General features: G+C 62.2%; 22 protein-coding genes. 7 read left to right on the top strand and 15 right to left on the bottom strand.

What is annotated here, in order from left to right; all coding sequences use genetic code 11:
* The first annotated feature begins 12 nt into the window (after nt 1-12).
* Nucleotides 13-483, top strand: a complete 471-nt coding sequence (locus RRX38_RS09125) for a DUF1456 family protein (protein ID WP_295477041.1) — start codon at nt 13-15, stop codon at nt 481-483.
* A complete protein-coding gene (gene tsaA / locus RRX38_RS09130; protein WP_315962294.1) occupies nt 480-1,181 on the top strand; it encodes a tRNA (N6-threonylcarbamoyladenosine(37)-N6)-methyltransferase TrmO in 702 nt (233 codons plus the stop codon). The genes RRX38_RS09125 and tsaA overlap by 4 nt, the downstream gene beginning before the upstream one ends.
* A gap of 47 nt (nt 1,182-1,228) precedes the next feature.
* On the opposite strand, the gene fpr is transcribed toward tsaA, so the two are convergent.
* Entirely contained in the window at nt 1,229-2,008 is a 780-nt protein-coding gene (gene fpr, locus RRX38_RS09135) for a ferredoxin-NADP reductase (protein WP_295477045.1), read from the bottom strand.
* 124 nt (nt 2,009-2,132) lie between these two features.
* Between fpr and RRX38_RS09140 the strand changes: the two genes are divergently transcribed.
* Nucleotides 2,133-3,059, top strand: a complete 927-nt coding sequence (locus RRX38_RS09140) for a LysR family transcriptional regulator (RefSeq protein WP_315962295.1) — start codon at nt 2,133-2,135, stop codon at nt 3,057-3,059.
* A 254-nt stretch (nt 3,060-3,313) separates the two neighbouring features.
* Here RRX38_RS09140 and RRX38_RS09145 read toward each other — a convergent pair whose 3' ends face one another.
* The 3 genes from RRX38_RS09145 to RRX38_RS09155 form a co-directional block, all read right to left on the bottom strand.
* Nucleotides 3,314-3,682 carry a diacylglycerol kinase gene (locus RRX38_RS09145; protein ID WP_315962296.1) on the bottom strand — a complete coding sequence of 123 codons (369 nt, stop codon included), beginning with the start codon at nt 3,680-3,682 and terminating at the stop codon, nt 3,314-3,316.
* Nucleotides 3,683-3,756: 74 nt separating this feature from the next.
* A complete protein-coding gene (gene erdR / locus RRX38_RS09150; RefSeq protein WP_295477051.1) occupies nt 3,757-4,404 on the bottom strand; it encodes a response regulator transcription factor ErdR in 648 nt (215 codons plus the stop codon).
* Between the two features lie 204 nt (nt 4,405-4,608).
* A complete protein-coding gene (locus RRX38_RS09155) occupies nt 4,609-5,319 on the bottom strand; it encodes a tRNA-uridine aminocarboxypropyltransferase (RefSeq protein ID WP_315962297.1) in 711 nt (236 codons plus the stop codon).
* 194 nt (nt 5,320-5,513) lie between these two features.
* Here RRX38_RS09155 and RRX38_RS09160 point away from each other — a divergent pair, with 194 nt between their 5' ends.
* Both RRX38_RS09160 and RRX38_RS09165 read left to right on the top strand, forming a co-directional pair.
* Complete coding sequence (locus RRX38_RS09160; protein WP_295477054.1) at nt 5,514-5,936, top strand: quorum-sensing-regulated virulence factor family protein; 423 nt, start codon at nt 5,514-5,516, stop codon at nt 5,934-5,936.
* Nucleotides 5,937-6,278: 342 nt separating this feature from the next.
* Nucleotides 6,279-7,391 (top strand): TIGR00730 family Rossman fold protein, encoded by a 1,113-nt coding sequence (locus RRX38_RS09165; RefSeq protein WP_315962298.1) that lies wholly within the window; start codon nt 6,279-6,281, stop codon nt 7,389-7,391.
* Between the two features lie 7 nt (nt 7,392-7,398).
* Here RRX38_RS09165 and recX read toward each other — a convergent pair whose 3' ends face one another.
* The 3 genes from recX to RRX38_RS09180 form a co-directional block, all read right to left on the bottom strand.
* On the bottom strand, nt 7,399-7,866 hold the full coding sequence (gene recX, locus RRX38_RS09170) for a recombination regulator RecX (RefSeq protein WP_295477058.1): 468 nt from the start codon (nt 7,864-7,866) through the stop codon (nt 7,399-7,401).
* Between the two features lie 8 nt (nt 7,867-7,874).
* Nucleotides 7,875-8,942 carry a recombinase RecA gene (gene recA / locus RRX38_RS09175; protein ID WP_295477060.1) on the bottom strand — a complete coding sequence of 356 codons (1,068 nt, stop codon included), beginning with the start codon at nt 8,940-8,942 and terminating at the stop codon, nt 7,875-7,877.
* A gap of 90 nt (nt 8,943-9,032) precedes the next feature.
* Complete coding sequence (locus tag RRX38_RS09180) at nt 9,033-9,533, bottom strand: CinA family protein (RefSeq protein ID WP_295477062.1); 501 nt, start codon at nt 9,531-9,533, stop codon at nt 9,033-9,035.
* A 219-nt stretch (nt 9,534-9,752) separates the two neighbouring features.
* On the opposite strand from RRX38_RS09180, the gene mutS reads away from it, so the two are divergent.
* Both mutS and fdxA read left to right on the top strand, forming a co-directional pair.
* Entirely contained in the window at nt 9,753-12,320 is a 2,568-nt protein-coding gene (gene mutS / locus RRX38_RS09185) for a DNA mismatch repair protein MutS (protein WP_295477213.1), read from the top strand.
* Between the two features lie 303 nt (nt 12,321-12,623).
* Nucleotides 12,624-12,947, top strand: a complete 324-nt coding sequence (gene fdxA, locus RRX38_RS09190; protein WP_295477064.1) for a ferredoxin FdxA — start codon at nt 12,624-12,626, stop codon at nt 12,945-12,947.
* A gap of 523 nt (nt 12,948-13,470) precedes the next feature.
* Here fdxA and rpoS read toward each other — a convergent pair.
* From rpoS to RRX38_RS09230, 8 genes are all read right to left on the bottom strand, one after another.
* Nucleotides 13,471-14,481 carry an RNA polymerase sigma factor RpoS gene (gene rpoS / locus RRX38_RS09195; protein WP_295477066.1) on the bottom strand — a complete coding sequence of 337 codons (1,011 nt, stop codon included), beginning with the start codon at nt 14,479-14,481 and terminating at the stop codon, nt 13,471-13,473.
* A gap of 105 nt (nt 14,482-14,586) precedes the next feature.
* Nucleotides 14,587-15,459, bottom strand: a complete 873-nt coding sequence (locus RRX38_RS09200; protein WP_295477068.1) for a peptidoglycan DD-metalloendopeptidase family protein — start codon at nt 15,457-15,459, stop codon at nt 14,587-14,589.
* A 183-nt stretch (nt 15,460-15,642) separates the two neighbouring features.
* Entirely contained in the window at nt 15,643-16,278 is a 636-nt protein-coding gene (locus RRX38_RS09205; protein WP_295477215.1) for a protein-L-isoaspartate(D-aspartate) O-methyltransferase, read from the bottom strand.
* Between the two features lie 41 nt (nt 16,279-16,319).
* The gene (gene surE, locus RRX38_RS09210) at nt 16,320-17,069 is read right to left on the bottom strand and encodes a 5'/3'-nucleotidase SurE (protein WP_315962299.1); all 750 of its coding nucleotides are present in this window, start codon (nt 17,067-17,069) and stop codon (nt 16,320-16,322) included.
* Nucleotides 17,057-18,115, bottom strand: coding sequence for a tRNA pseudouridine(13) synthase TruD (truD, locus tag RRX38_RS09215; protein WP_315962300.1), 1,059 nt, complete (start codon nt 18,113-18,115; stop codon nt 17,057-17,059). Before truD ends, surE begins: the two co-directional genes overlap by 13 nt.
* Entirely contained in the window at nt 18,112-18,585 is a 474-nt protein-coding gene (gene ispF, locus RRX38_RS09220) for a 2-C-methyl-D-erythritol 2,4-cyclodiphosphate synthase (protein WP_295477074.1), read from the bottom strand. The genes truD and ispF overlap by 4 nt, the downstream gene beginning before the upstream one ends.
* Nucleotides 18,586-18,652: 67 nt before the next feature.
* Entirely contained in the window at nt 18,653-19,501 is an 849-nt protein-coding gene (fghA, locus tag RRX38_RS09225) for an S-formylglutathione hydrolase (protein ID WP_315962301.1), read from the bottom strand.
* Nucleotides 19,502-19,606: 105 nt separating this feature from the next.
* Nucleotides 19,607-20,719 carry an S-(hydroxymethyl)glutathione dehydrogenase/class III alcohol dehydrogenase gene (locus RRX38_RS09230; RefSeq protein ID WP_315962302.1) on the bottom strand — a complete coding sequence of 371 codons (1,113 nt, stop codon included), beginning with the start codon at nt 20,717-20,719 and terminating at the stop codon, nt 19,607-19,609.
* Nucleotide 20,720: the final 1 nt, after the last annotated feature.

The following is a 20,720-nucleotide window of genomic DNA, read 5'->3' on the forward strand; positions in this document are numbered from 1 at the left end:
GGATCATCCATCATGCTCAACAATGACATCCTGCGCAGTGTGCGCTACATCCTGGCGGCCAATGACGCCAAGATCGTCGAGATTCTCAAGCTCGCCGACCAGTCGGTGAGCCGCGCCGACGTGGCCGCCTGGGTCAAGCGCGAAGAAGAAGAAGGCTTCGCCCGTTGCCCGGACACCGTCATGGCGCACTTGCTCGACGGCCTGGTCTACTACAAGCGCGGCAAGGACGAGAGCCGCCTGGCGCCGCCCATCGAACTGCCGGTCACCAACAACCTGGTGCTCAAGAAGCTGCGCGTGGCCTTCGAACTCAAGGAAGACGACCTGCACGAAATCCTCGACGCTGCGGGCTTTCCAGTATCCAAACCGGAGCTGAGTGCGCTGTTTCGCAAGGTTGGCCACCACAACTACCGAGAATGCGGCGACCAGTTGCTGCGCAACTTCCTCAAGGGCCTGGCCCAACGCCTGCGCCCGGCCAAGCCATGAGCTTTCAGGTCTCGCCCGTCGGTTTCGTGCGCTCCTGCTTCAAGGAGAAGTTCGCCATCCCGCGCCAGCCACAGCTGGCTCCGGCGGCACGTGGCGTGCTTGAGCTGATCCCGCCCTTCGACCAGGGCGAGGCTGTGCAGGGCCTGGAGCAGGTCAGTCATGTCTGGCTGCTGTTCCTGTTCCACCAGGCCCTTGAAGACACCCCACGGCTGAAGGTGCGCCCGCCCCGCCTCGGCGGCAACCAGAGCATGGGCGTGTTCGCCACCCGCGCGACGCATCGCCCCAACGGTATCGGCCAGTCGGTGGTGCGCCTGGAGAACGTCGAACCGGGTCGCCTGTGGCTGTCGGGCATCGACCTGCTGGACGGCACGCCGGTACTGGATATCAAACCGTACGTGCCTTACGCCGACAGCATTGCAGAAGCCACCAACCAGATGGCCAGCGCAGCACCGGTGCTGATTCCGGTGCAATGGCAGGACAGCGCCCTGGCACAGGCCCACCACCACGCGCAGCGCTTGGGCGAGCCGTTGGTGGCACTGATCGAGCAATGCCTGGCCCAGGATCCGCGTCCGGCCTATCAGCTCCCGCCGCCGGAGCGGCGCTATGGCGCTCAGTTCTGGGACCTGGACGTGCGCTGGCACTACCCTGAGCCGGGCGTCATCTGCGTACTGGAAGTGGTACTTTCGCTCGACGCATAAAAAACCCGCCGGCCCCGGGAGGCGGCGGGTTTGTCGTGCAGTGTTGCTTACTTCTCGACGAAGGCACGCTCGATCAGGTAGTCGCCCGGCTCACGCATGCGTGGCGATACCTTCAGACCGAAGCTGTCCAGCACCTGGCTGGTCTCGTCCAGCATGCTCGGGCTGCCGCACAGCATGGCGCGGTCATCCTGCGGATTGATCGGCGGCAGGCCGATGTCCTCGAACAGCTTGCCACTGCGCATCAGGTCGGTCAGACGGCCCTGATTGTGATAAGGCTCACGGGTGACGGTCGGGTAGTAGATCAGCTTTTCACGCACCGCATCGCCGAAGAATTCGTTCTGCGGCAGGATCTCGGTGATGAACTCGTGGTAGGCCACTTCGCTGACCCAACGCACGCCATGAACCAGCACGACCTTGTCGAAACGCTCGTAGGTTTCCGGGTCCTGGATGACGCTCATGAACGGCGCCAGGCCGGTGCCGGTGCTCAGCAGGTAGAGGTGCTTGCCAGGCAGCAGGTCATCCAGCACCAGGGTGCCGGTGGGCTTCTTGCTGATGAGGATCTCGTCGCCTTCCTTGAGGTGCTGCAGCTGCGAGGTCAGCGGGCCGTCCGGGACCTTGATGCTGAAGAACTCCAGGTGCTCTTCCCAGTTCGGGCTGGCCACCGAGTAGGCACGCATCAGCGGACGCCCGTTGGGCTGCTGCAGACCGATCATCACGAACTGACCGTTCTCGAAACGCAGGCCTGGGTCCCGGGTGCACTTGAAGCTGAAGAGGGTGTCGTTCCAATGGTGAACACTCAGGACACGCTCGTGATACATGTTGCTCATGTACGGGAAAACTCCTGGAAAAATTCGTCCGCGCCTGCAGCAGGCACTATTGCGCGCCATTCTAGTGGCAGACACAATATCTGTTAACTGAATTATCAAGATATGGGTTATCGGTTATATAGATATGCGATTCACTCTACGTCAGTTGCAGGTTTTCGTCGCCGTCGCTCAGCAGGAAAGCGTCTCCAAGGCCGCCGTGATGCTGTCGCTGTCGCAATCGGCCGCCAGTACCTCGATCACCGAGCTGGAGCGCCAGTCCAGCTTCCAGCTGTTCGACCGGGCGGGCAAGCGCCTGAGCCTCAACGCCACTGGCCGGCAACTGCTGCCGCAGGCTGTCGCCCTGCTCGACCAGGCCAAGGAAATCGAAGACCTGCTCAATGGCAAGTCCGGGTTCGGCTCACTGGCCGTCGGCGCCACCCTGACCATCGGCAATTACCTGGCGACCCTGCTGATCGGCGGCTTCATGCAGCGTCATCCGGAAAGTCAGGTGAAACTGCATGTACAGAACACCGCGCACATCGTGCAACAGGTTGCCCACTACGAGATTGACCTGGGTCTGATCGAGGGTGACTGCAGCCATCCGGACATCGAGGTGCAGTCGTGGGTCGAAGATGAACTGGTGGTGTTTTGTGCCCCCCAACATCCTTTGGCACGCCAGGGCCGGGCGACGCTCAAGGAACTCACCCAGGAAGCCTGGATCCTCCGTGAACAGGGTTCCGGCACCCGGCTGACCTTCGACCAGGCCCTGCGCCACCACCGCAACGGCCTGAACGTACGTCTGGAGCTGGAACACACCGAAGCCATCAAGCGTGCCGTGGAGTCGGGGCTGGGTATCGGATGCATCTCGCGGCTGGCCCTGCGCGATGCGTTTCGCCGCGGTAGCCTGGTGGCCCTGGACACGCCGGAGCTGGACCTTGCAAGGCAGTTCTACTTCATCTGGCACAAGCAGAAGTACCAGACATCGGCAATGCGCGAGTTTCTCGACATGTGCCGGGACTTCACCGCCGGAGTGCAACGCAGCGATCAGATCGTGCTGCCGAGCCTGTACTGATCACTCACTCTGATGCCGCTCACCCGGCAGGGCTGTCCTTAGCCTCAATACTGTTCGCTTAAGCGGCATGTGGCCCGGTGGGAGCGGCTTTAGCCGCGAAAGCGCGAGGAAATGCACTGCATCTGTTGTGAACAGGCGGTCGCTTCGCGGCTGAAGCCGCTCCTACCCGGCCTAACTGACCAATATTGTCTTCAGCCTGGAGGCTGTGCGCTGCTGACGCAGCGCCTACGGGCAGGCAAGGGTACAGCGCAAGATCAGCCCAGCAACACCACCGCCCACACCACCGCGATGATGCTCAAGGCCACGAACTGCGCGGCACTGCCCATGTCCTTGGCGTTCTTCGACAACGGGTGCAGGTCCAGGGAAATCCGGTCGATGGCCGCCTCCACCGCCGAATTGAGCAATTCGACAATCAGCGCCAGCAGGCACACGGTGATCAACAAGGCGCGCTCGCCCCGGCTCACGTCGAGCAGGAAAGACAGCGGGATCAACAGCACATTGAGCAGCACCAGCTGGCGGAACGCCGCCTCGCCCTTGAAGGCCGCCATCAGCCCGTCGAGAGAATAGCCTGCGGCGTTGAGAACACGTTTGAAGCCGGTCTGGCCCTTGAAAGGCGACAACATATGCAAACTGCCATGCGGAAAGGATGAGGGAAACTAAGGGCACGTCAGTCAAAAAAACGTGAACCCGATGGAGATCAACTGGCGGTCACCGATTCCAGTTGTTGCAGCAGCAAGGCCGCCTGGGTACGCGTGCGCACGCCCAGCTTGCGGAAGATCGCCGTGACATGGGCCTTGATGGTGGCCTCCGAGACATTCAACTCGTAGGCGATCTGCTTGTTCAGCAGCCCCTCGCAGACCATGGTCAGCACCCGGAACTGCTGCGGCGTGAGACTGGCGAGTCCCGCACTGGCCGCCTTCGCCTCAGCCGACACGCTGACCGCCTCATCGGCCTGCGGAGGCCACCATGCGTCGCCGTCGAGTACCGCCCGCACCGCCTGCTGGATGGTTTCCAGTGGGCTGGACTTGGGAATGAAGCCGCTGGCGCCGAACTCCTTGGCCCTGACCACCACCGCCGCCTCCTCCTGCGCCGAGACCATCACCACCGGCACCTGGGGATACTGCCCGCGCAACAGCACCAACCCCGAGAACCCATAGGCGCCTGGCATGTTCAGGTCCAGCAGTACCAGATCCCAATCGGATTTCTCGACCAGGCGCTCTTCGATCTGCGCGATGCTCTCGGCCTCGACCAGCCGCACCTGCGGCCCCAACCCGAGGCTCAGCGCCTGATGCAGGGCGCTGCGGAACAGGGGATGGTCATCGGCGATGAGGATGTCGTAGGTCATGGTGGGGTCCTGTTCTTATAGTGAGTGCGAACACTCAACGGGGCATCCGCAGGATGCCGGCAAATATCCATTGCGCCTGCAAAACACGTCCAGGAAATCTCACGCCTCGGGGCGGCGCCAAGCATGCCCAGCCCCAAGGTGGTGGTCAAGGGAGAGACTGGCCATAAAGCTGGCAGATAGCCTTCTTCCAGCGCCACACACGACTCAGCGATACTTCTTGACCGTCGTATGCGCAGCGTCCTCCGGATCAATGGGCCGCTGGAACTTGGCTCCCAGGTAATGCGCGCTGAACACGTCGAGCCACGCATCCAGCACCTCGCTGGCCTGGGTGTCCTGGGCCAGCTCCAGGCACAGCGCGGCCACTTCGGCGGTGCAGAAGTGGTCCTCGCGCCGTGAACGCCGCAGTCGATAGCGGGAAATCTGTTCCGGCTCCAGGCTCAATACCGGAAAGCGCTCCAGATACGGGCTCTTGCGGAACATCTTGCGCGCCTCGGTCCAGGTGGCGTCCAGCAGGATGAACAACGGTCGCTTGCCCGGCGCCGGCTCGACACGCGTCACCACCCGCTCACGAGCCACGAACTCACCCGGAAATACCAGGTACGGCTGCCACTGCGGGTCATCCAGCAGCGCCAGGAGCCTTTCGTCGACCTCGATGCGCGACCAGCCGAACGCATGGGTATCCTCGATGATGTCGGCGATCAGCCAGCCGGTGTTGGTCGGCTTCAAGGGCTCAGTGTCGTACATCAACAGGCACATCGCCGAGCGGGCCTGAACCTTGGGGCGCCAGGCACACAGACAGTAGCTGAAGATCACCCGGCAATCCGGGCAACGGGGCGCCCGGGAACCCCGCGCGATGAATGGCTTGGTACTGCGAGCCAGGCGCTCGTCACGCAGGCGCGAAACGGCATGGCTCATGACGGCGGGTACTCGCACGCGAAGGACATCGGCACAACGGAAATCCGGCAAGGTGGAAAGGCCGCGCAGTTTAACAGCTCCCACACCACAGCCTAATGAGAATCGGGCCGACAACCCCTATACTGCCGCGCCATGCTGTGAACGCACATCAAAGACGCTGGTCAAAGCGCCAGCCACCGTATCAGGAGACTTCAATGCTGCGCCTCATCGTTCCAACCCTCACGCTGCTGCTCGTTGCACCTTTGGCTGCCCAGGCCGCCTCCAAGCAGGAGTACGAACTCAGCCAGATGCTGGATAAAGTGGCCAAGGAAAGCAGCGTCGGCACCCCGCGCGCCATCAACGAAGACATCCTCGACCAGGGCTACACGGTCAACGGCAACGAGCTGATCAACCACCTGAGCGTGCGTGAAGGCCAAGCCCAGCAGATGCGTGCCAACCCGGGCACCGTGCGCGCGCAGCTGGGCAACAGCGTGTGCCATAACAACGGCTTCCGCCAGCTGATGACCAAAGGCGCGGTGCTCAAGTATCAGTTCAGCGAATACAAGAGCAACCGCCCGATCGTGACCCAGACCTTCACCAACGCCGATTGCACCGCCCAGCCCAAGGCCAAGAAGTAAGCGACCCGCCGACTGCACGCTCTAGCCCGCACTGCGTGCAGTCCGGCCCGCCGCCCATTGCCGGGGGTCATACATCCACGCCTCCTATCGCCCCTCCTCGTCGCACCGCACGGCTGCACCGGCCATCGCAGCCCCCCGGTCATTCATGAAGCGAAACATCATCGAATCGACATTAATGGCCTGCTGACGCTATAACTCTTCATAAAACTTGAAGATTCTTTGCGTTCCGGCGCAATTGAGCACGATCCGCCAGCCGGCCGGATCAGGCCTCGCCAACCAGACACCGCACCTGCCTGCCACCGGTGGACAACGGTGCGAATCCTGCCCGAGGAGAAGACCTTCATGCCTTACTTACCCAACGAGCTGCTATCACGGCACTTTCAGGAAGATGGCCGTGACCTCACGCGCCAGATCGAAGCTCACGTCAGGCAAGTCGCCCCCGACAGCCCCAACGTCCTGCTGTATCGCGACATGATGCTCACCGTATTGCGCATGGCCGAGGACGACCGCAACCGCTGGAATGCCAAGATCGTCCTGAAAACCCTGCAAGAGCTGGACAACGCCTTCCGTGTTCTGGAGCGCTTCAAGGGGCGGCGCAAGGTCACTGTGTTCGGCTCGGCGCGTACGCCGGTCGAACATCCGCTTTACGCCATGGCCCGGGAGCTGGGCAGGCAGTTGGCCGAAGCCGACATGATGGCAATTACCGGAGCAGGCGGCGGAATCATGGCCGCCACCCATGAAGGCGCAGGATTCGATCACAGCCTGGGCCTGAACATCACCCTGCCCTTCGAGCAGCATGCCAACCCAGTGGTGGACGGCAGCGATCACCTGCTGTCATTCCATTTCTTCTTCACCCGCAAACTGTTCTTCGTCAAGGAAGCCGACGCCCTGGTACTCTGCCCTGGCGGCTTCGGCACCCTGGACGAGGCCCTGGAAGTCCTGACCCTGATCCAGACCGGCAAGAGCCCACTGGTTCCGGTGGTCTTGCTCGACACCCCTGAGGGTCGCTTCTGGCAAGGGGCGCTGGACTTCATCAAGGCCCAGCTCGAAGACAATCGCTACATCCTGCCCAGCGACATGAAGCTCATGCGTCTGGTCCACAGCCCTCAGGAAGCTGTAGAGGAAATCAACCGCTTCTACAGCAATTTCCATTCGAGCCGCTGGATGAAAAAGACCTTCGTGCTGCGCATGCGACATCCGCTCAGCGACGCGGCGCTAGAGTGCATTGACAGGGATTTCAGGGATCTGTGTCTGAGCGAAGGGTTTCAGCAGCATGACTATCAGAGCGACCAGGACGATGCACAGTTCAGCACCCTCACCCGCCTGACATTCAGCTTCACCGGTCGTCAGCAGGGACGGTTGCGGGAGTTGATCGACTTCATCAACCTGCCCGAGAACTGGGTAGAACCACTGGCAGCCCCGGCACGCTCACGCCACGCGCAAGGCGCACATTGAAGCACTGTCAGTCGTCGTCGCCACGGCCACTGAGCAGGCGACCGATCATCTCCATCGGGTAACCGCGATACCCAAGGAAACGTGTCTGCTGCGCCCTTTCCCGAGCATCGGCGGGGCGCCTGCCGGCGAACTTGCGCTGCCAGGTATCGGTGAGCCGTTCCCGCCAATCGACGTCACATTCGCGCAGAGCCTGCTCGATGTCTCCACGCGCCAGGCCTCGCTGACTCAGCTCTTCGCGAATGCGCAAGGGACCATAACCAGCACGGGCGCGGGCCGAGACGAAACTTTCAAGATAGCGACTTTCGGAGAGCAGCCCTTCTTCGGTGAGACGGTCCAGAGCTGATTCGATGAGTTCAGGCGGGGCGCCGCGCTGACGCAGCTTGCGCGTCAGCTCGACACGACCATGCTCGCGTCGAGCGAGCAGGTCCATTGCGGTGCGCCGTACAGCGACAGAGGTATCGAGCACGGTTTTCATGCACAGATTCAGATATCGGCGTCAGCTTCAGCCATGTCATCAGCGGACTCGCTGAATTCCATGCCGCGGTTATCAGCCGCACCTGGTCCGGTGGTCAGCAGCTTGTCGCGAATCTGCTTCTCCAACGCGCCGGCGATTTCCGGGTTCTCCGCCAGGAACTTGGCCGAGTTGGCCTTGCCCTGACCGATCTTGTTGCCCTGGTAGCTGTACCAGGCGCCGGATTTCTCCAGGAAGCCATGAGCAACGGCCAGATCGATGATCTCGCCATTGAGGTAGATGCCCTTGCCGTAGAGAATCTGGAACTCGGCCTGACGGAACGGTGGAGCGACCTTGTTCTTGACGATCTTGACGCGGGTCTCGCTGCCGACCACTTCGTCGCCTTCCTTCACCGCGCCGGTGCGGCGGATATCCAGACGTACCGAAGCGTAGAACTTCAGCGCGTTACCACCAGTGGTGGTTTCCGGGCTGCCGAACATCACGCCGATCTTCATACGGATCTGGTTGATGAAGATCACCAGGCAGTTGGCGTTCTTGATGTTACCGGTGATCTTGCGCAGCGCCTGGGACATCAGGCGCGCTTGCAGGCCGACGTGCATGTCGCCCATCTCGCCTTCGATCTCGGCCTTGGGTACCAGCGCAGCCACGGAGTCGACGACGATCACGTCGATGGCGTTGGAACGCACCAGCATGTCGGTGATTTCCAGGGCCTGCTCACCGGTATCCGGCTGCGAGACCAGCAGGTCGTCGACGTTGACGCCCAGCTTGCCGGCGTACTCGGGGTCGAGTGCGTGCTCGGCGTCGACGAAAGCACAGGTGGCGCCCAGCTTCTGCGCCTGAGCGATCACCGACAGGGTCAGGGTGGTTTTACCAGAAGATTCCGGGCCGTAGATCTCGACGATACGACCCTTTGGCAGGCCGCCGATACCCAGAGCGATATCCAGGCCGAGCGAGCCGGTAGAGATGGAAGGAATAGCCTGGCGCTCGTGGTCACCCATGCGCATTACGGCACCTTTACCGAATTGACGCTCGATCTGACCCAAGGCCGCAGCCAAGGCTTTCTTCTTGTTCTCGTCCATTGAAGTCCTCACGTAATCAAATTCAAAGGGCCTTGCGGCCACGACAACTGTATAAGTAGACAGTATTATTCCACAGCCCCGAGGGATCGCCTACCCCTGTTTCGGCATTTCTGCCTGACAAAGCTCCAGCAGCCCCTCTAGCGCGGCCTTTACCGTCTGTCGGCGGACCGCGTCACGATCGCCGGCAAAATGTTCGCAGCGGGCAATCGACTGCGCGCCGACCGCCCAGCACAACCAGACGGTGCCCACCGGCTTGAGCGGCGTACCGCCACCCGGGCCCGCCACACCACTGACGGCCACCGCAAAGCGCGCACCGCTGCCGCGCTGGGCACCCTGTGCCATGGCCCGCACCACCTCTTCGCTGACCGCCCCGACGCTGCCGAACAGCTCCTCGGGGACGGCCAGTTGGCGCGTCTTCTGAGCATTGGAGTAGGTCACGTAGCCGGCCTCGAACCAGGCCGAACTGCCAGCGATGCGAGTGATCGCCTCAGCGATACCACCGCCGGTGCAAGACTCGGCTGTGCTGACCTGCGCCCCTAGACGTTGAAGCTGTTCGCCCAGCGTCGCGGCGAGACGGGTAATGTCATCCATGCGGCGTTCCTTGTATCTATCCGGGAAGTTCTGGCCGGCAAGTCTACACACGCAGACCGACCAGCAGCAGAGCAAAAGGTGTGCTCATGATTCGAGCCGATACGCGTGGTAACCTTGCGCGCATCGCATGGCCGGCCCGCCTGTTTGCCGGCCGCTACCTGACGGCAAAGTGCCCTCACCCACCGAACGAACCAGCATGATCCACTGATGAACAAAGCCATTACCGACCTGTCCGCCCACACCCCCATGATGCAGCAATACTGGAAGCTCAAGAACCAGCATCCAGACCAGCTGATGTTCTACCGCATGGGCGACTTCTACGAGATTTTCTACGAAGACGCGAAGAAAGCCGCCAAGTTGCTGGACATCACCCTCACCGCCCGCGGTCAGTCCGCCGGGCAGAGCATCCCGATGTGCGGCATCCCCTTTCACTCGCTGGAAGGCTATCTCGCCCGGCTGGTGAAGCTGGGTGAGTCGGTGGTGATCTGCGAGCAGATCGGCGACCCGGCCACCAGCAAGGGTCCGGTGGAGCGCCAGGTGGTGCGTATCATCACGCCGGGCACGGTGAGTGACGAAGCACTGCTCGACGAGCGCCGCGACAACCTGCTGGCCGCCCTGCTGGGTGACGAGCGCCTGTTCGGCCTGGCAGTGCTCGACATCACCAGTGGTCAGTTCAGCGTTCAGGAAATCGTTGGCTGGGAAAACCTGCTGGCCGAGCTGGAACGTATCAATCCGGTGGAGCTGCTGATCCCCGACGACTGGCCGCAAGGCCTGCCGGCCGAGAAGCGCCGTGGTTCGCGGCGCCGAGCCCCGTGGGACTTCGAGCGCGACTCGGCACACAAGAGCCTGTGCCAGCAGTTCGGCACCCAGGACCTGAAGGGCTTCGGCTGCGAAACCCTGACCCTGGCCATTGGTGCCGCCGGCTGCCTGCTGGCCTACGCCAAGGAAACCCAGCGTACCGCCCTGCCGCACCTGCGCAGCCTGCGTCACGAGCGCATGGACGACACGGTGATCCTCGACGGCGCCAGCCGCCGCAACCTGGAGCTGGACACCAACCTGGCCGGTGGCCGCGACAACACTCTGCTGTCGGTCATGGACCGCTGCCAGACCGCGATGGGCACGCGCTTGCTGATCCGCTGGCTGAATCGTCCACTGCGCGACCTGCCGGTCATTCAGGCTCGGCAGAGCGCCATCAGTTGCTTCCTGGACCGCTACCGCTTCGAAGGCCTGCAACCGCAGCTCAAGGACATTGGCGATATCGAGCGTATCCTAGCGCGTATCGGCCTGCGCAACGCCCGCCCGCGAGACCTGGCACGCCTGCGCGACGCACTGACCGCCCTGCCCCAGCTGCAGGACGCCATGGCTGACCTTGAAGCCCCACACCTGCAACAGCTGGCGCGTACCGCCGGGACCTACCCTGAACTGGCCGACCTGCTGCAAAGGGCGATCATCGACAATCCGCCTGCGGTAATCCGTGACGGTGGCGTACTCAAGACCGGTTTCGATGCCGAACTGGACGAGCTGCAGTCGCTGAGCGAGAACGCCGGCCAGTTCCTCATCGACCTGGAGGCACGCGAGAAAGCCCGTACCGGCCTGGCCAACCTGAAAGTCGGCTACAACCGCGTACACGGCTACTACATCGAGCTGCCGACCAAACAGGCCGAACAGGCTCCGGCCGATTACATCCGCCGCCAGACCCTCAAGGGTGCCGAGCGTTTCATCACTCCCGAGCTGAAAGAATTCGAAGACAAGGCGCTGTCGGCCAAGAGCCGCGCCCTGGCACGGGAGAAGATGCTCTACGAGGCGCTGCTCGAAGACCTCATCGGTCACCTTGCACCACTGCAGGACACCGCCGCGGCACTGGCCGAACTGGACGTGCTGAGCAACCTCGCCGAGCGGGCACTGAACCTCGACCTGAACTGCCCGAGCTTCGTCGCCGAACCGTGCATGAAGATCGAGCAGGGTCGCCACCCGGTCGTCGAGCAGGTGCTGTCCAGCCCCTTCGTGGCCAACGACCTGGCCCTGGACGACAACACCCGCATGCTGGTCATCACCGGTCCGAACATGGGCGGTAAATCGACCTACATGCGCCAGACCGCGCTGATCGTGCTGCTGGCCCACATCGGTAGTTTCGTCCCCGCGGCCCGCTGCGAGCTGTCGCTGGTCGACCGCATCTTCACCCGCATCGGCTCCAGTGACGACCTGGCCGGCGGCCGCTCGACCTTCATGGTGGAGATGAGCGAAACGGCGAACATCCTGCACAACGCCACCGACCGTAGCCTGGTGCTGATGGACGAAGTAGGCCGCGGCACCAGCACCTTCGACGGCCTGTCGCTGGCCTGGGCTGCGGCAGAATGTCTTGCCCAGCTGCGCGCCTACACCCTGTTCGCTACGCATTACTTCGAGCTGACCGTGCTGCCGGAAAGCGAACCGCTGGTCGCCAACGTGCACCTGAACGCCACCGAGCACAACGAACGAATCGTGTTCCTGCATCGTGTGCTGCCAGGCCCCGCCAGCCAGAGCTACGGCCTGGCCGTGGCCCAACTGGCCGGGGTTCCGGGCCGTGTCATCAACCGTGCCAAAGAGCATCTGCAGCGCCTGGAGACCACCAGCCTGCCTCACGAGCAGCCCAAGGCCAAACCCGGCAAGCCGGCAGCGCCGATGCAGAGCGACCTGTTCGCCAGCCTGCCGCACCCGGTGCTGGAAGAACTGGGGCGGCTGAAACCCGATGACCTGACACCCCGCCAGGCGCTGGATCTGCTGTATTCATTGCAAACACGGCTGTGACGGCAAGCGTAACAAGCTGTTAGAATCCGGCGCGGTTTTCGGGTGCTCTCAGCAATCAGTCTGATCGAGCCATCGCACGAACCACCAGCCGCGTGAAAGCGCAGCAAACCCGGGGTCGAGCGGCAGGCGGGCCTGACCAACCCGCCTGTTGGGCCGTTTACCCGCCGGCTGATGAGCGCATGAATCGCGACGCTGCCCATCCGCCCTTGAACGATGTGTTTTCGCACGGTTTGGTGTAATAGCCGAGCCCGGCATGCCTGTCTGATATGGCGATGCTGTCGCCGCCTGAGGAGAAAATTAGAAATGACCTTCGTCGTCACCGACAACTGCATCAAGTGCAAGTACACCGACTGCGTAGAAGTCTGTCCGGTGGACTGCTTCTACGAAGGCCCGAATTTCCTGGTGATTCACCCGGATGAGTGCATCGATTGCGCACTCTGCGAGCCTGAGTGCCCGGCCCAAGCCATTTTCTCCGAAGACGAGATCCCGGCTGGCATGGAAAACTTCATCGAACTCAATGCCGAACTGGCAGAAATCTGGCCCAACATCACCGAGCGCAAAGACCCACTGCCCGATGCGGCAGATTGGGATGGCAAGACTGGCAAGATCGCCGATCTGCAGCGTTGATCCGAAAGGCCCCATGTGGGCCTTTCGTGTTATAGAGCCCCATTTTCAATGGGCAAAAAAAAGGGGCGGTATAACCGCCCACATTTTTTCCCTAATCCATTCGATCCCTTTCATCGTCCTGATGAAACGCCTCCTGCGTGATCCTTGAAAGCCTGCTTCCTTGTAGGCCCGTGCCACTCCGTCGACACAGTTCCGATAATAATGTTTTTTCCCCTTGGCGCAATGCCCTCGTGTCGAGACAAAAACGCCAAAAAAGCGCATTAAAAGATAAAAACCCTTGAAAATCATAACGATAAGAAAGATTTACAGTATATCAAGGCAATGAATTTACAGCCTCAAACAACACTTGCTTACAGTTTAAGTAAGCAATGGCTTACACATCCAGATACCCGAACACGGAAAGTTAAAAAAATTAAACCCGAAATATATGCAATTGTAAGAACACGTTCATCAATGTGTGCTCAGCATAAAAAAGCCGATATCGACAGACGGCTATCGATATCGGCTTTGGCTCTTGCAACGCTTACTGGAACAAGGACTCGCTGGAGAGACCGTTCTTTTCGAGAATCTCGCGCAGGCGCTTGAGGCCTTCGACCTGGATCTGCCGAACCCGCTCGCGGGTCAGGCCGATTTCCAGCCCTACATCCTCCAGCGTGCTGCTCTCATGACCGCGCAGCCCGAAGCGGCGAATCACCACCTCCCGCTGTTTTTCGGTCAGTTCGGAGAGCCACTGGTCGATGCTCTGGGACAGGTCGTCATCCTGAAGCAGCTCGCAAGGGTCGGTTGGGCGATCGTCGGTCAGGGTATCGAGCAGGGTCTTGTCGGAATCCGGCCCCAGGGACACATCCACTGAAGATACCCGCTCGTTGAGTCCCAGCATGCGCTTGACCTCGCTGACCGGCTTTTCGAGCAGGTTGGCGATCTCCTCCGGAGAGGGTTCATGGTCGAGCTTCTGGGTCAGCTCACGAGCCGCACGCAGATAGACGTTCAGTTCCTTGACCACATGAATCGGCAGCCGGATGGTCCGGGTCTGGTTCATGATGGCGCGCTCGATGGTCTGGCGAATCCACCAGGTCGCGTAGGTCGAGAAACGGAAGCCTCGTTCAGGGTCGAATTTTTCGACCGCGCGGATCAGCCCCAGGTTGCCCTCTTCGATGAGGTCGAGCAGCGAAAGGCCGCGATTGACGTAACGCCTGGCGATCTTGACCACCAGCCGCAGGTTGCTCTCGATCATCCGCTTGCGACCGGCTGGGTCGCCCTTCTGCGACAAGCGCGCAAAGTGGACTTCTTCTTCCGGGGACAGAAGCGGCGAGAAACCTATTTCGTTGAGGTAAAGCTGGGTAGCGTCTAACGCTCGGGTGTAGTCGATGTACTTGTGCTGTTTGAGCGATGAGGAAGTTTTGGCCTTGGCGCGAGCCGAGACTGCAGTGGACGACTGCTTCTCGTCAGACACCTGCTCCAGGACAATGCCGGCTTCCATGAGGAGCACTTCATCATCGATGTCAAACTCCGGCGCTTCGTTGCTAAGAGCCATTGTTATAGTCCTTTGGTGAGTTCGACCTCAAGCTCCAGTGTCACCTGATTTCCGTGGCAACACTTGAGCCTGTTCCTATCTACGCCAGGAACAGGCTGACAATGTTCAACGCTTTGGCAGGAATTGCAGTGGATCTACAGGCTTACCTTGTCGGCGAATCTCGAAATGCAGTTTCACCCGGTCAGTTCCTGTTGACCCCATCTCGGCAATCGTCTGCCCAGCCTTGACCTGTTGCCCTTCCCGTACCAATAGCCTGCGATTGTGACCGTAGGCGCTGACGTAGGTATCGCTGTGTTTGATGATTATCAGTTCGCCGTAGCCCCGTAATCCACTTCCGGCGTAAACAACCGAACCATCAGACGCGGCTAAAACAGGCTGTCCCAAATCTCCCGCGATATCAATGCCTTTATTCAAACTACCGTTTGAAGAAAATTTACCTATCAAAACGCCACTAGCCGGCCATGCCCAGCCGCTCGGCGAACGCTCTGCAGCGCCTGCCGGTGTGCTGGCAGCCGGCGGGATGACCACCGGTGTAACAGCCACCGGTTTGGAAATGACCGTGGTCTTTACAGAGCCGGAACTGCTGGTCGTGGTCGAACTGGTCGAGGTGCTGGGCACCGGCCGACTCGTAGCAGCAGCCACGACGGGGGCACCTTCGGAGCGGCCATCGAAACGGATTGTCTGCCCCGGACGGATGGTATAGGGCTCGGGAATCTGGTTGCGGGCCGCCAGCGCTTTCCAGTCCCAGCCATAGCGGAAGGCGATGGAAAACAGCGTATCGCCCCGTTTGACCACGTACTGCCCGGTGGTAACCGCCGGGCGCTGCGCGACCTGGTTGCCGTTGCGGTCCACCACGCGCACGCCACCGGAGGGCGAACTGGCGCAGCCGGCCAGCAGGACGCTGAAGGCAATGCCAAGAACGAGATGCTGAAAGCCTGTCATCGATGATCCAAGCTGCCGAATGCCCCTGAGACTCACCCGCCACTCCCTTTACCGGTGACTGAATTGAAAGACGCCAAGTTGTGCAGAAACAATCGAGAACCGCCCTTTAGTCTGAGATGAAACGAGGCCTGAAGCCGCGGGGCCTGCCTGATAATGCCACGCTGCCAGCTTCTGGCTGCTCGATAGACCGGCGCGGCTGTGCAGAATTCACTGCAGCGCTCAAGCCAGCGGGCCATTGAGCAGCGGCACGAAACGCACGGCACCCAGTACGTGACGCGAGAAGCCCTCGTCCTCACGCACGATGAGCATCAGTTGCTGGACCTCACCGGAACCGACCGGGATCACCATGCGCCCACCGGGCGCCAGCTGGTCCAGCAGGGCCTGGGGCACATCGGTCGCCACTGCGGTGACGATGATGCCGTTATAGGGCGCCAGCGCCTGCCAGCCCTCCCAGCCATCACCCCAGCGAAACACCACGTTGCGCAGGTTCAGCTCGACCAGGCGCTCCTTGGCGCGGTCCTGCAGAACCTTGATACGCTCGACGGAAAACACGCGCTCGACCAACTGCGCCAGCACGGCAGTCTGGTAGCCCGAGCCGGTACCGATCTCCAGCACCTTGTCCAATGGGCCAGCCGCCAGCAGCAGCTCGCTCATGCGCGCCACCATGTAAGGCTGGGAAATGGTCTGGTTATGGCCGATCGGCAGTGCAGTGTCTTCGTAGGCGCGGTGCGCCAGGGCTTCGTCGACGAACAGGTGCCGGGGCGTACGGCGGATCACCTCCAGCACCTGGGTGTTTGACAGCCCTTCTTCGTAAAGGCGCTGGATCAGTCGCTCGCGGGTACGCTGCGAGGTCATGCCGATTCCGCGGCGCAGCAGGTCATCTTGTTCGCGGGGCATCAGCGCAGTCCCTCCAGCCAAGTGTTGAGGCTGTCGAAACCGTCCCGGTAGGTCCGGTCGAGCTGTAAAGGGGTGATCGACACGTAGCCCTGCATCACGGCGTGGAAGTCGGTGCCCGCACCGCCGTCCTCGGCATCGCCTGCGGCGGCGATCCAGTAGCCGGCACGCCCACGCGGGTCCACCACCTTGACCGGTGCGGCAGCGCGGGCGCGATGCCCCAGGCGGGTCAGTTGAATGCCACGCACCCGGTCCAGCGGCAGGTTGGGGATATTGACGTTCAGTACGGTACGCGGCGGCAGGTCGAGCTGCTCATGGGCCTCGACCAGCAGGCGCGCATAGTGCGCCGCGGTGGCCAGGTTGTCGGTCTGCCGGGAAAGGAACGAGAAGGCGAAGCTGGGCCGCTCCAGAAAGCGGCCTTCCAGCGCAGCGGCGACCGTCCCCGAGTAAAGCACGTCGTCGCCAAGATTGGCGCCCAGGTTGATGCCCGACACGACCATGTCGGGCTGCTCCGGCAACAGGCCATTGAGCCCCAGGTGCACGCAGTCGGTCGGAGTACCGTTGACACTGATGAACCCGTTGCCCAGCACCTGGGGATGCAGCGGGCGGTCGAGGGTCAGCGAGCTGCTGGCGCCGCTCCTGTCCTGATCAGGGGCGATCACCACGCACTCGGCATGCTCCGCCAGCGCCGCGTACAGCGCCGCCAGACCGGGTGCGGCGACCCCGTCATCGTTAGAAATCAGAATACGCATGGGTTGTCCGTAAGCCCGACCGGCACCAGATCGACGAGTTCACGGACCACGACGGTCGCGAAGCATCCGGGCGGAAGGACGAATTCCAGTTGCAGAATGTCAGGCTCCGGATAATGCCACGTCAGACGCCCAATGGGCAGTCGCAGGATGCGACGCTCGTGTTCCATTCCCGCCCTGACCAGCCAGTCGCGCAATGACGCCTCGCCGTCTGCCACGGCATTCTCCAGCTCGGCACTGGTGCCTGCGGCGGGTGATGGCCCTTCGCCCCATTGCGGTCCGGTGGGATGCAGGTCGAGAATCGCCAGACGCGGGTCATGGCACTCCTCGACCCCGGCCGGGAAAAAACTGCGGCTGTCGGTAAAGGCCAGCAGATCGCCGACCTGCGCCTGGTTCCAGGTGCCGTCGGCAACGCGCCGGGCCAGCACCCGGTTGAACAGGTAGCTGCGTGCGCTGGACAGCAGCCGTGAGCGCACTGCGCGCTGCTCGGGCAGGGCCTGGCGTGCGGCGAACTCCTGGGCCTGCGCCACATTGCCGCCTTGGTGACCGAAACGCTGGGTGCCGAAGTAATTGGGCACGCCTTGGGCCGCCAGGGTTTCCAGGCGCAGCTGCAGGGCAGCCTTGTCGGCCTGCAGACGGGTCAGGCGCAGGGTGAAGCCATTGGCGGCATGCGCACCGCGCTGCAGCTTGCGGCGGTGGCGGACGCTGCGCAGGATGCTCAGGGTCGCGTCCTCGGCAGCCGACAAATCAGGGTAGGCCTTGCCAGGCAGCTGAATGCTGAACCATTGGCGAGTCAGTGCCTGGCGGTCCTTGAGCCCGGCATAGCTGACGGTGCGCAACGGCACCCCGGCGGCACGCGCCAGTCGTCGCGCGGCTTCTTCGGTGTTCAGGCCGCGCTTCTCGACCCACAACCAAAGGTGCTCGCCATCGCCGGACAGCGGAATGTCCAGCACTTCATCAACCTGGAAGTCTTCGGCCACCGCCTTGAGCTGCGCGGTGCCCAGTGCCGCGCCATGAGCCCGGGGGCCCAGCAGTTGCAGTTCGTTCATGCCGACAGCAACAGCGCGACGGCATGCACCGCGATGCCTTCCTCACGACCGACGAAGCCGAGCTTTTCAGTGGTGGTGGCCTTGACGTTGACCTGGTCGAGCTGCACCTGCAGGTCTTCGGCGATCAGTTCGCGCATGGCCTGGATATGCGGGGCCATCTTGGGTGCCTGGGCTACGATGGTGGCGTCGACGTTGCCGACCTTCCAGCCCTTCTCCTGCACCAGTTTGAGCACGTGGCGCAGCAGCACGCGGCTGTCGGCGCCCTTGAACTGCGGGTCGGTATCAGGGAAGTGCCGACCGATGTCGCCCAGCGCCGCCGCGCCCAGCAGTGCATCACTCAGGGCATGCAGCAGGACATCGCCGTCGGAATGGGCCAGCAGACCGAAACCATGCGCGATGCGCACCCCACCCAAGGTAATGAAATCGCCTTCGGCGAAACGATGCACATCGTAGCCATGACCTATACGCATAGAAAAACGCCCTGAAAAAAGTCAGGGCGGAATTCTACCTGCTTTGGCGCGCCTTGGGGCCGCTGTATCAGTAGGCTTTCAAGGCTGTCGCGTGGTGACGCAGGTGTTCTTCGATGAAGCTGGCGATGAAGTAGTAGCTGTGGTCATAGCCAGGCTGCATGCGCAGGTTCAGCGGATGCCCCGCCGCCCTGGCGGCCTGTACCAGCGCCTCGGGCTTGAGCTGATTGACCAGGAAGTCGTCGCGGTCGCCCTGGTCGACCAGAATCGGCAGCTTCTGGGTCGCCTGAGCCAGCAACAGGCTGGCATCCCACTCGCGCCAGCGCGAACGGTCCTCACCCAGGTAGCGGGAAAAGGCCTTTTGCCCCCACGGGCAGTCCACGGGGTTACAGATCGGCGAAAACGCCGAGACCGACTGGTAGCGCCCCGGGTTGCGCAACGCACAGACCAGCGCCCCATGCCCGCCCATCGAATGGCCGCTGATACCCCGCGCCTGGGACGCCGGGAAGTGCGCCTCGATCAGAGCTGGCAGCTCATCGACCACGTAGTCGTACATCCGGTAGTGCCGAGCGTAGGGTTGCTCGGTGGCGTTAAGGTAGAAACCGGCACCCAGGCCGAAGTCCCAGGCACCGTCCGGGTCACCGGCCACGTCCGGGCCGCGCGGGCTGGTGTCCGGGGCGACGATGATCAGCCCCAGCTCGGCGGCCATGCGCTGGGCACCGGCCTTCTGCATGAAGTTCTCGTCGGTGCAGGTCAACCCCGACAGCCAGTACAGCACCGGCAGCTTGCCGCCCTGCTCGGCCTGAGGCGGCAGGTACACGGCGAACACCATGTCGCACCCCAGCGCACTGGAATGATGCTTGTAACGCTTGTGCCAGCCGCCGAAGCTCTTCTGGCAGGAAATGTTTTCCAAACTCATCGATTGGCTCCCAGCTGCAGGCCACGGGCGACAGGAGAGTCCGCAACTCCCTGCCGACCGAAACCCGAGCTTTCATCTTGTGACTGGAGGCGTGAGGCTGGCGCCTTAGAAATGCACCACCGAACGGATGCTCTTGCCTTCGTGCATCAGCTCGAAGGCTTCGTTGATCTGCTCCAGGCCCATGGTATGGGTGATGAACTTGTCCAGCGGGATCTCGCCGGCTTCCGACTTCTGCACATAGGACGGCAGTTCGCTACGGCCCTTGACGCCGCCGAATGCCGAGCCGCGCCATACACGGCCGGTGACCAGTTGGAACGGACGGGTGGAGATTTCCTGCCCGGCACCGGCCACACCGATGATCACCGACTCGCCCCAGCCCTTGTGACAGCATTCCAGCGCAGCACGCATCAGTTGCACGTTGCCGACACACTCAAAGGAGAAGTCCACGCCGCCATCGGTCATCTCGACGATGACTTCCTGGATCGGACGCTGATGGTCCTTGGGATTGACGAAATCGGTGGCACCCAGCTCACGGGCGATGTCGAACTTGGCCGGGTTGATGTCGATGGCGATGATGCGCGAAGCCTTGGCCATCTTCGCGCCGATGATCGCCGCCAGGCCGATGCCGCCCAGACCGAAGATCGCCACGGTGTCGCCTTCCTTGACCTTGGCGGTGTTGAGCACCGCACCGATACCGGTGGTCACGCCGCAACCGAGCAGGCAGACCTTTTCCAATGGCGCTTCCTTGGGGATCTTGGCCAGGGAGATTTCCGGCAGCACGGTGTACTCGGAGAAGGTCGAGCAGCCCATGTAGTGGTAGACCGGCTCGCCGTTGTAGCTGAAGCGGCTGGTGCCGTCAGGCATCAGGCCCTTGCCCTGGGTGGCGCGTACGGCCTGGCAGAGATTGGTCTTGCCCGAAGTGCAGAACTTGCACTTGCCGCATTCGGCGGTATACAGCGGAATGACATGGTCGCCGACCTGCAGCGAGGTCACGCCCTCGCCCACCGCCTCGACGATACCGCCGCCCTCATGGCCCAGCACGCATGGGAAGACGCCTTCGGAGTCCTGACCGGAAAGCGTGTAGGCGTCGGTGTGGCAGACACCACTGGCCACGATGCGCACCAGCACCTCGCCGGCCCGTGGCGGCTGCACATCCAGCTCGACGATGCGCAGGGGTTCATTGGGCGCGAAGGCGACAGCGGCACGTGACTTGATCATG

It is taken from the genome of Pseudomonas sp. DTU_2021_1001937_2_SI_NGA_ILE_001 (assembly GCF_032463525.1).
Taxonomy (GTDB): Bacteria; Pseudomonadota; Gammaproteobacteria; order Pseudomonadales; family Pseudomonadaceae; genus Aquipseudomonas.

What these genes read in the sequence shown, in the direction of transcription:
- RRX38_RS09125 (WP_295477041.1), top strand. Translation starts at nt 13, where the DNA reads ATGCTCAACAATGACATCCTGCGCAGTGTGCGCTACATCCTGGCGGCC.
- tsaA (WP_315962294.1), top strand. Translation starts at nt 480, where the DNA reads ATGAGCTTTCAGGTCTCGCCCGTCGGTTTCGTGCGCTCCTGCTTCAAG.
- fpr (WP_295477045.1), bottom strand. Translation starts at nt 2,008, where the DNA reads ATGAGCAACATGTATCACGAGCGTGTCCTGAGTGTTCACCATTGGAAC.
- RRX38_RS09140 (WP_315962295.1), top strand. Translation starts at nt 2,133, where the DNA reads ATGCGATTCACTCTACGTCAGTTGCAGGTTTTCGTCGCCGTCGCTCAG.
- RRX38_RS09145 (WP_315962296.1), bottom strand. Translation starts at nt 3,682, where the DNA reads ATGTTGTCGCCTTTCAAGGGCCAGACCGGCTTCAAACGTGTTCTCAAC.
- erdR (WP_295477051.1), bottom strand. Translation starts at nt 4,404, where the DNA reads ATGACCTACGACATCCTCATCGCCGATGACCATCCCCTGTTCCGCAGC.
- RRX38_RS09155 (WP_315962297.1), bottom strand. Translation starts at nt 5,319, where the DNA reads ATGAGCCATGCCGTTTCGCGCCTGCGTGACGAGCGCCTGGCTCGCAGT.
- RRX38_RS09160 (WP_295477054.1), top strand. Translation starts at nt 5,514, where the DNA reads ATGCTGCGCCTCATCGTTCCAACCCTCACGCTGCTGCTCGTTGCACCT.
- RRX38_RS09165 (WP_315962298.1), top strand. Translation starts at nt 6,279, where the DNA reads ATGCCTTACTTACCCAACGAGCTGCTATCACGGCACTTTCAGGAAGAT.
- recX (WP_295477058.1), bottom strand. Translation starts at nt 7,866, where the DNA reads ATGAAAACCGTGCTCGATACCTCTGTCGCTGTACGGCGCACCGCAATG.
- recA (WP_295477060.1), bottom strand. Translation starts at nt 8,942, where the DNA reads ATGGACGAGAACAAGAAGAAAGCCTTGGCTGCGGCCTTGGGTCAGATC.
- RRX38_RS09180 (WP_295477062.1), bottom strand. Translation starts at nt 9,533, where the DNA reads ATGGATGACATTACCCGTCTCGCCGCGACGCTGGGCGAACAGCTTCAA.
- fdxA (WP_295477064.1), top strand. Translation starts at nt 12,624, where the DNA reads ATGACCTTCGTCGTCACCGACAACTGCATCAAGTGCAAGTACACCGAC.
- rpoS (WP_295477066.1), bottom strand. Translation starts at nt 14,481, where the DNA reads ATGGCTCTTAGCAACGAAGCGCCGGAGTTTGACATCGATGATGAAGTG.
- RRX38_RS09205 (WP_295477215.1), bottom strand. Translation starts at nt 16,278, where the DNA reads ATGACCTCGCAGCGTACCCGCGAGCGACTGATCCAGCGCCTTTACGAA.
- surE (WP_315962299.1), bottom strand. Translation starts at nt 17,069, where the DNA reads ATGCGTATTCTGATTTCTAACGATGACGGGGTCGCCGCACCCGGTCTG.
- truD (WP_315962300.1), bottom strand. Translation starts at nt 18,115, where the DNA reads ATGAACGAACTGCAACTGCTGGGCCCCCGGGCTCATGGCGCGGCACTG.
- ispF (WP_295477074.1), bottom strand. Translation starts at nt 18,585, where the DNA reads ATGCGTATAGGTCATGGCTACGATGTGCATCGTTTCGCCGAAGGCGAT.
- fghA (WP_315962301.1), bottom strand. Translation starts at nt 19,501, where the DNA reads ATGAGTTTGGAAAACATTTCCTGCCAGAAGAGCTTCGGCGGCTGGCAC.
- RRX38_RS09230 (WP_315962302.1), bottom strand. Translation starts at nt 20,719, where the DNA reads ATGATCAAGTCACGTGCCGCTGTCGCCTTCGCGCCCAATGAACCCCTG.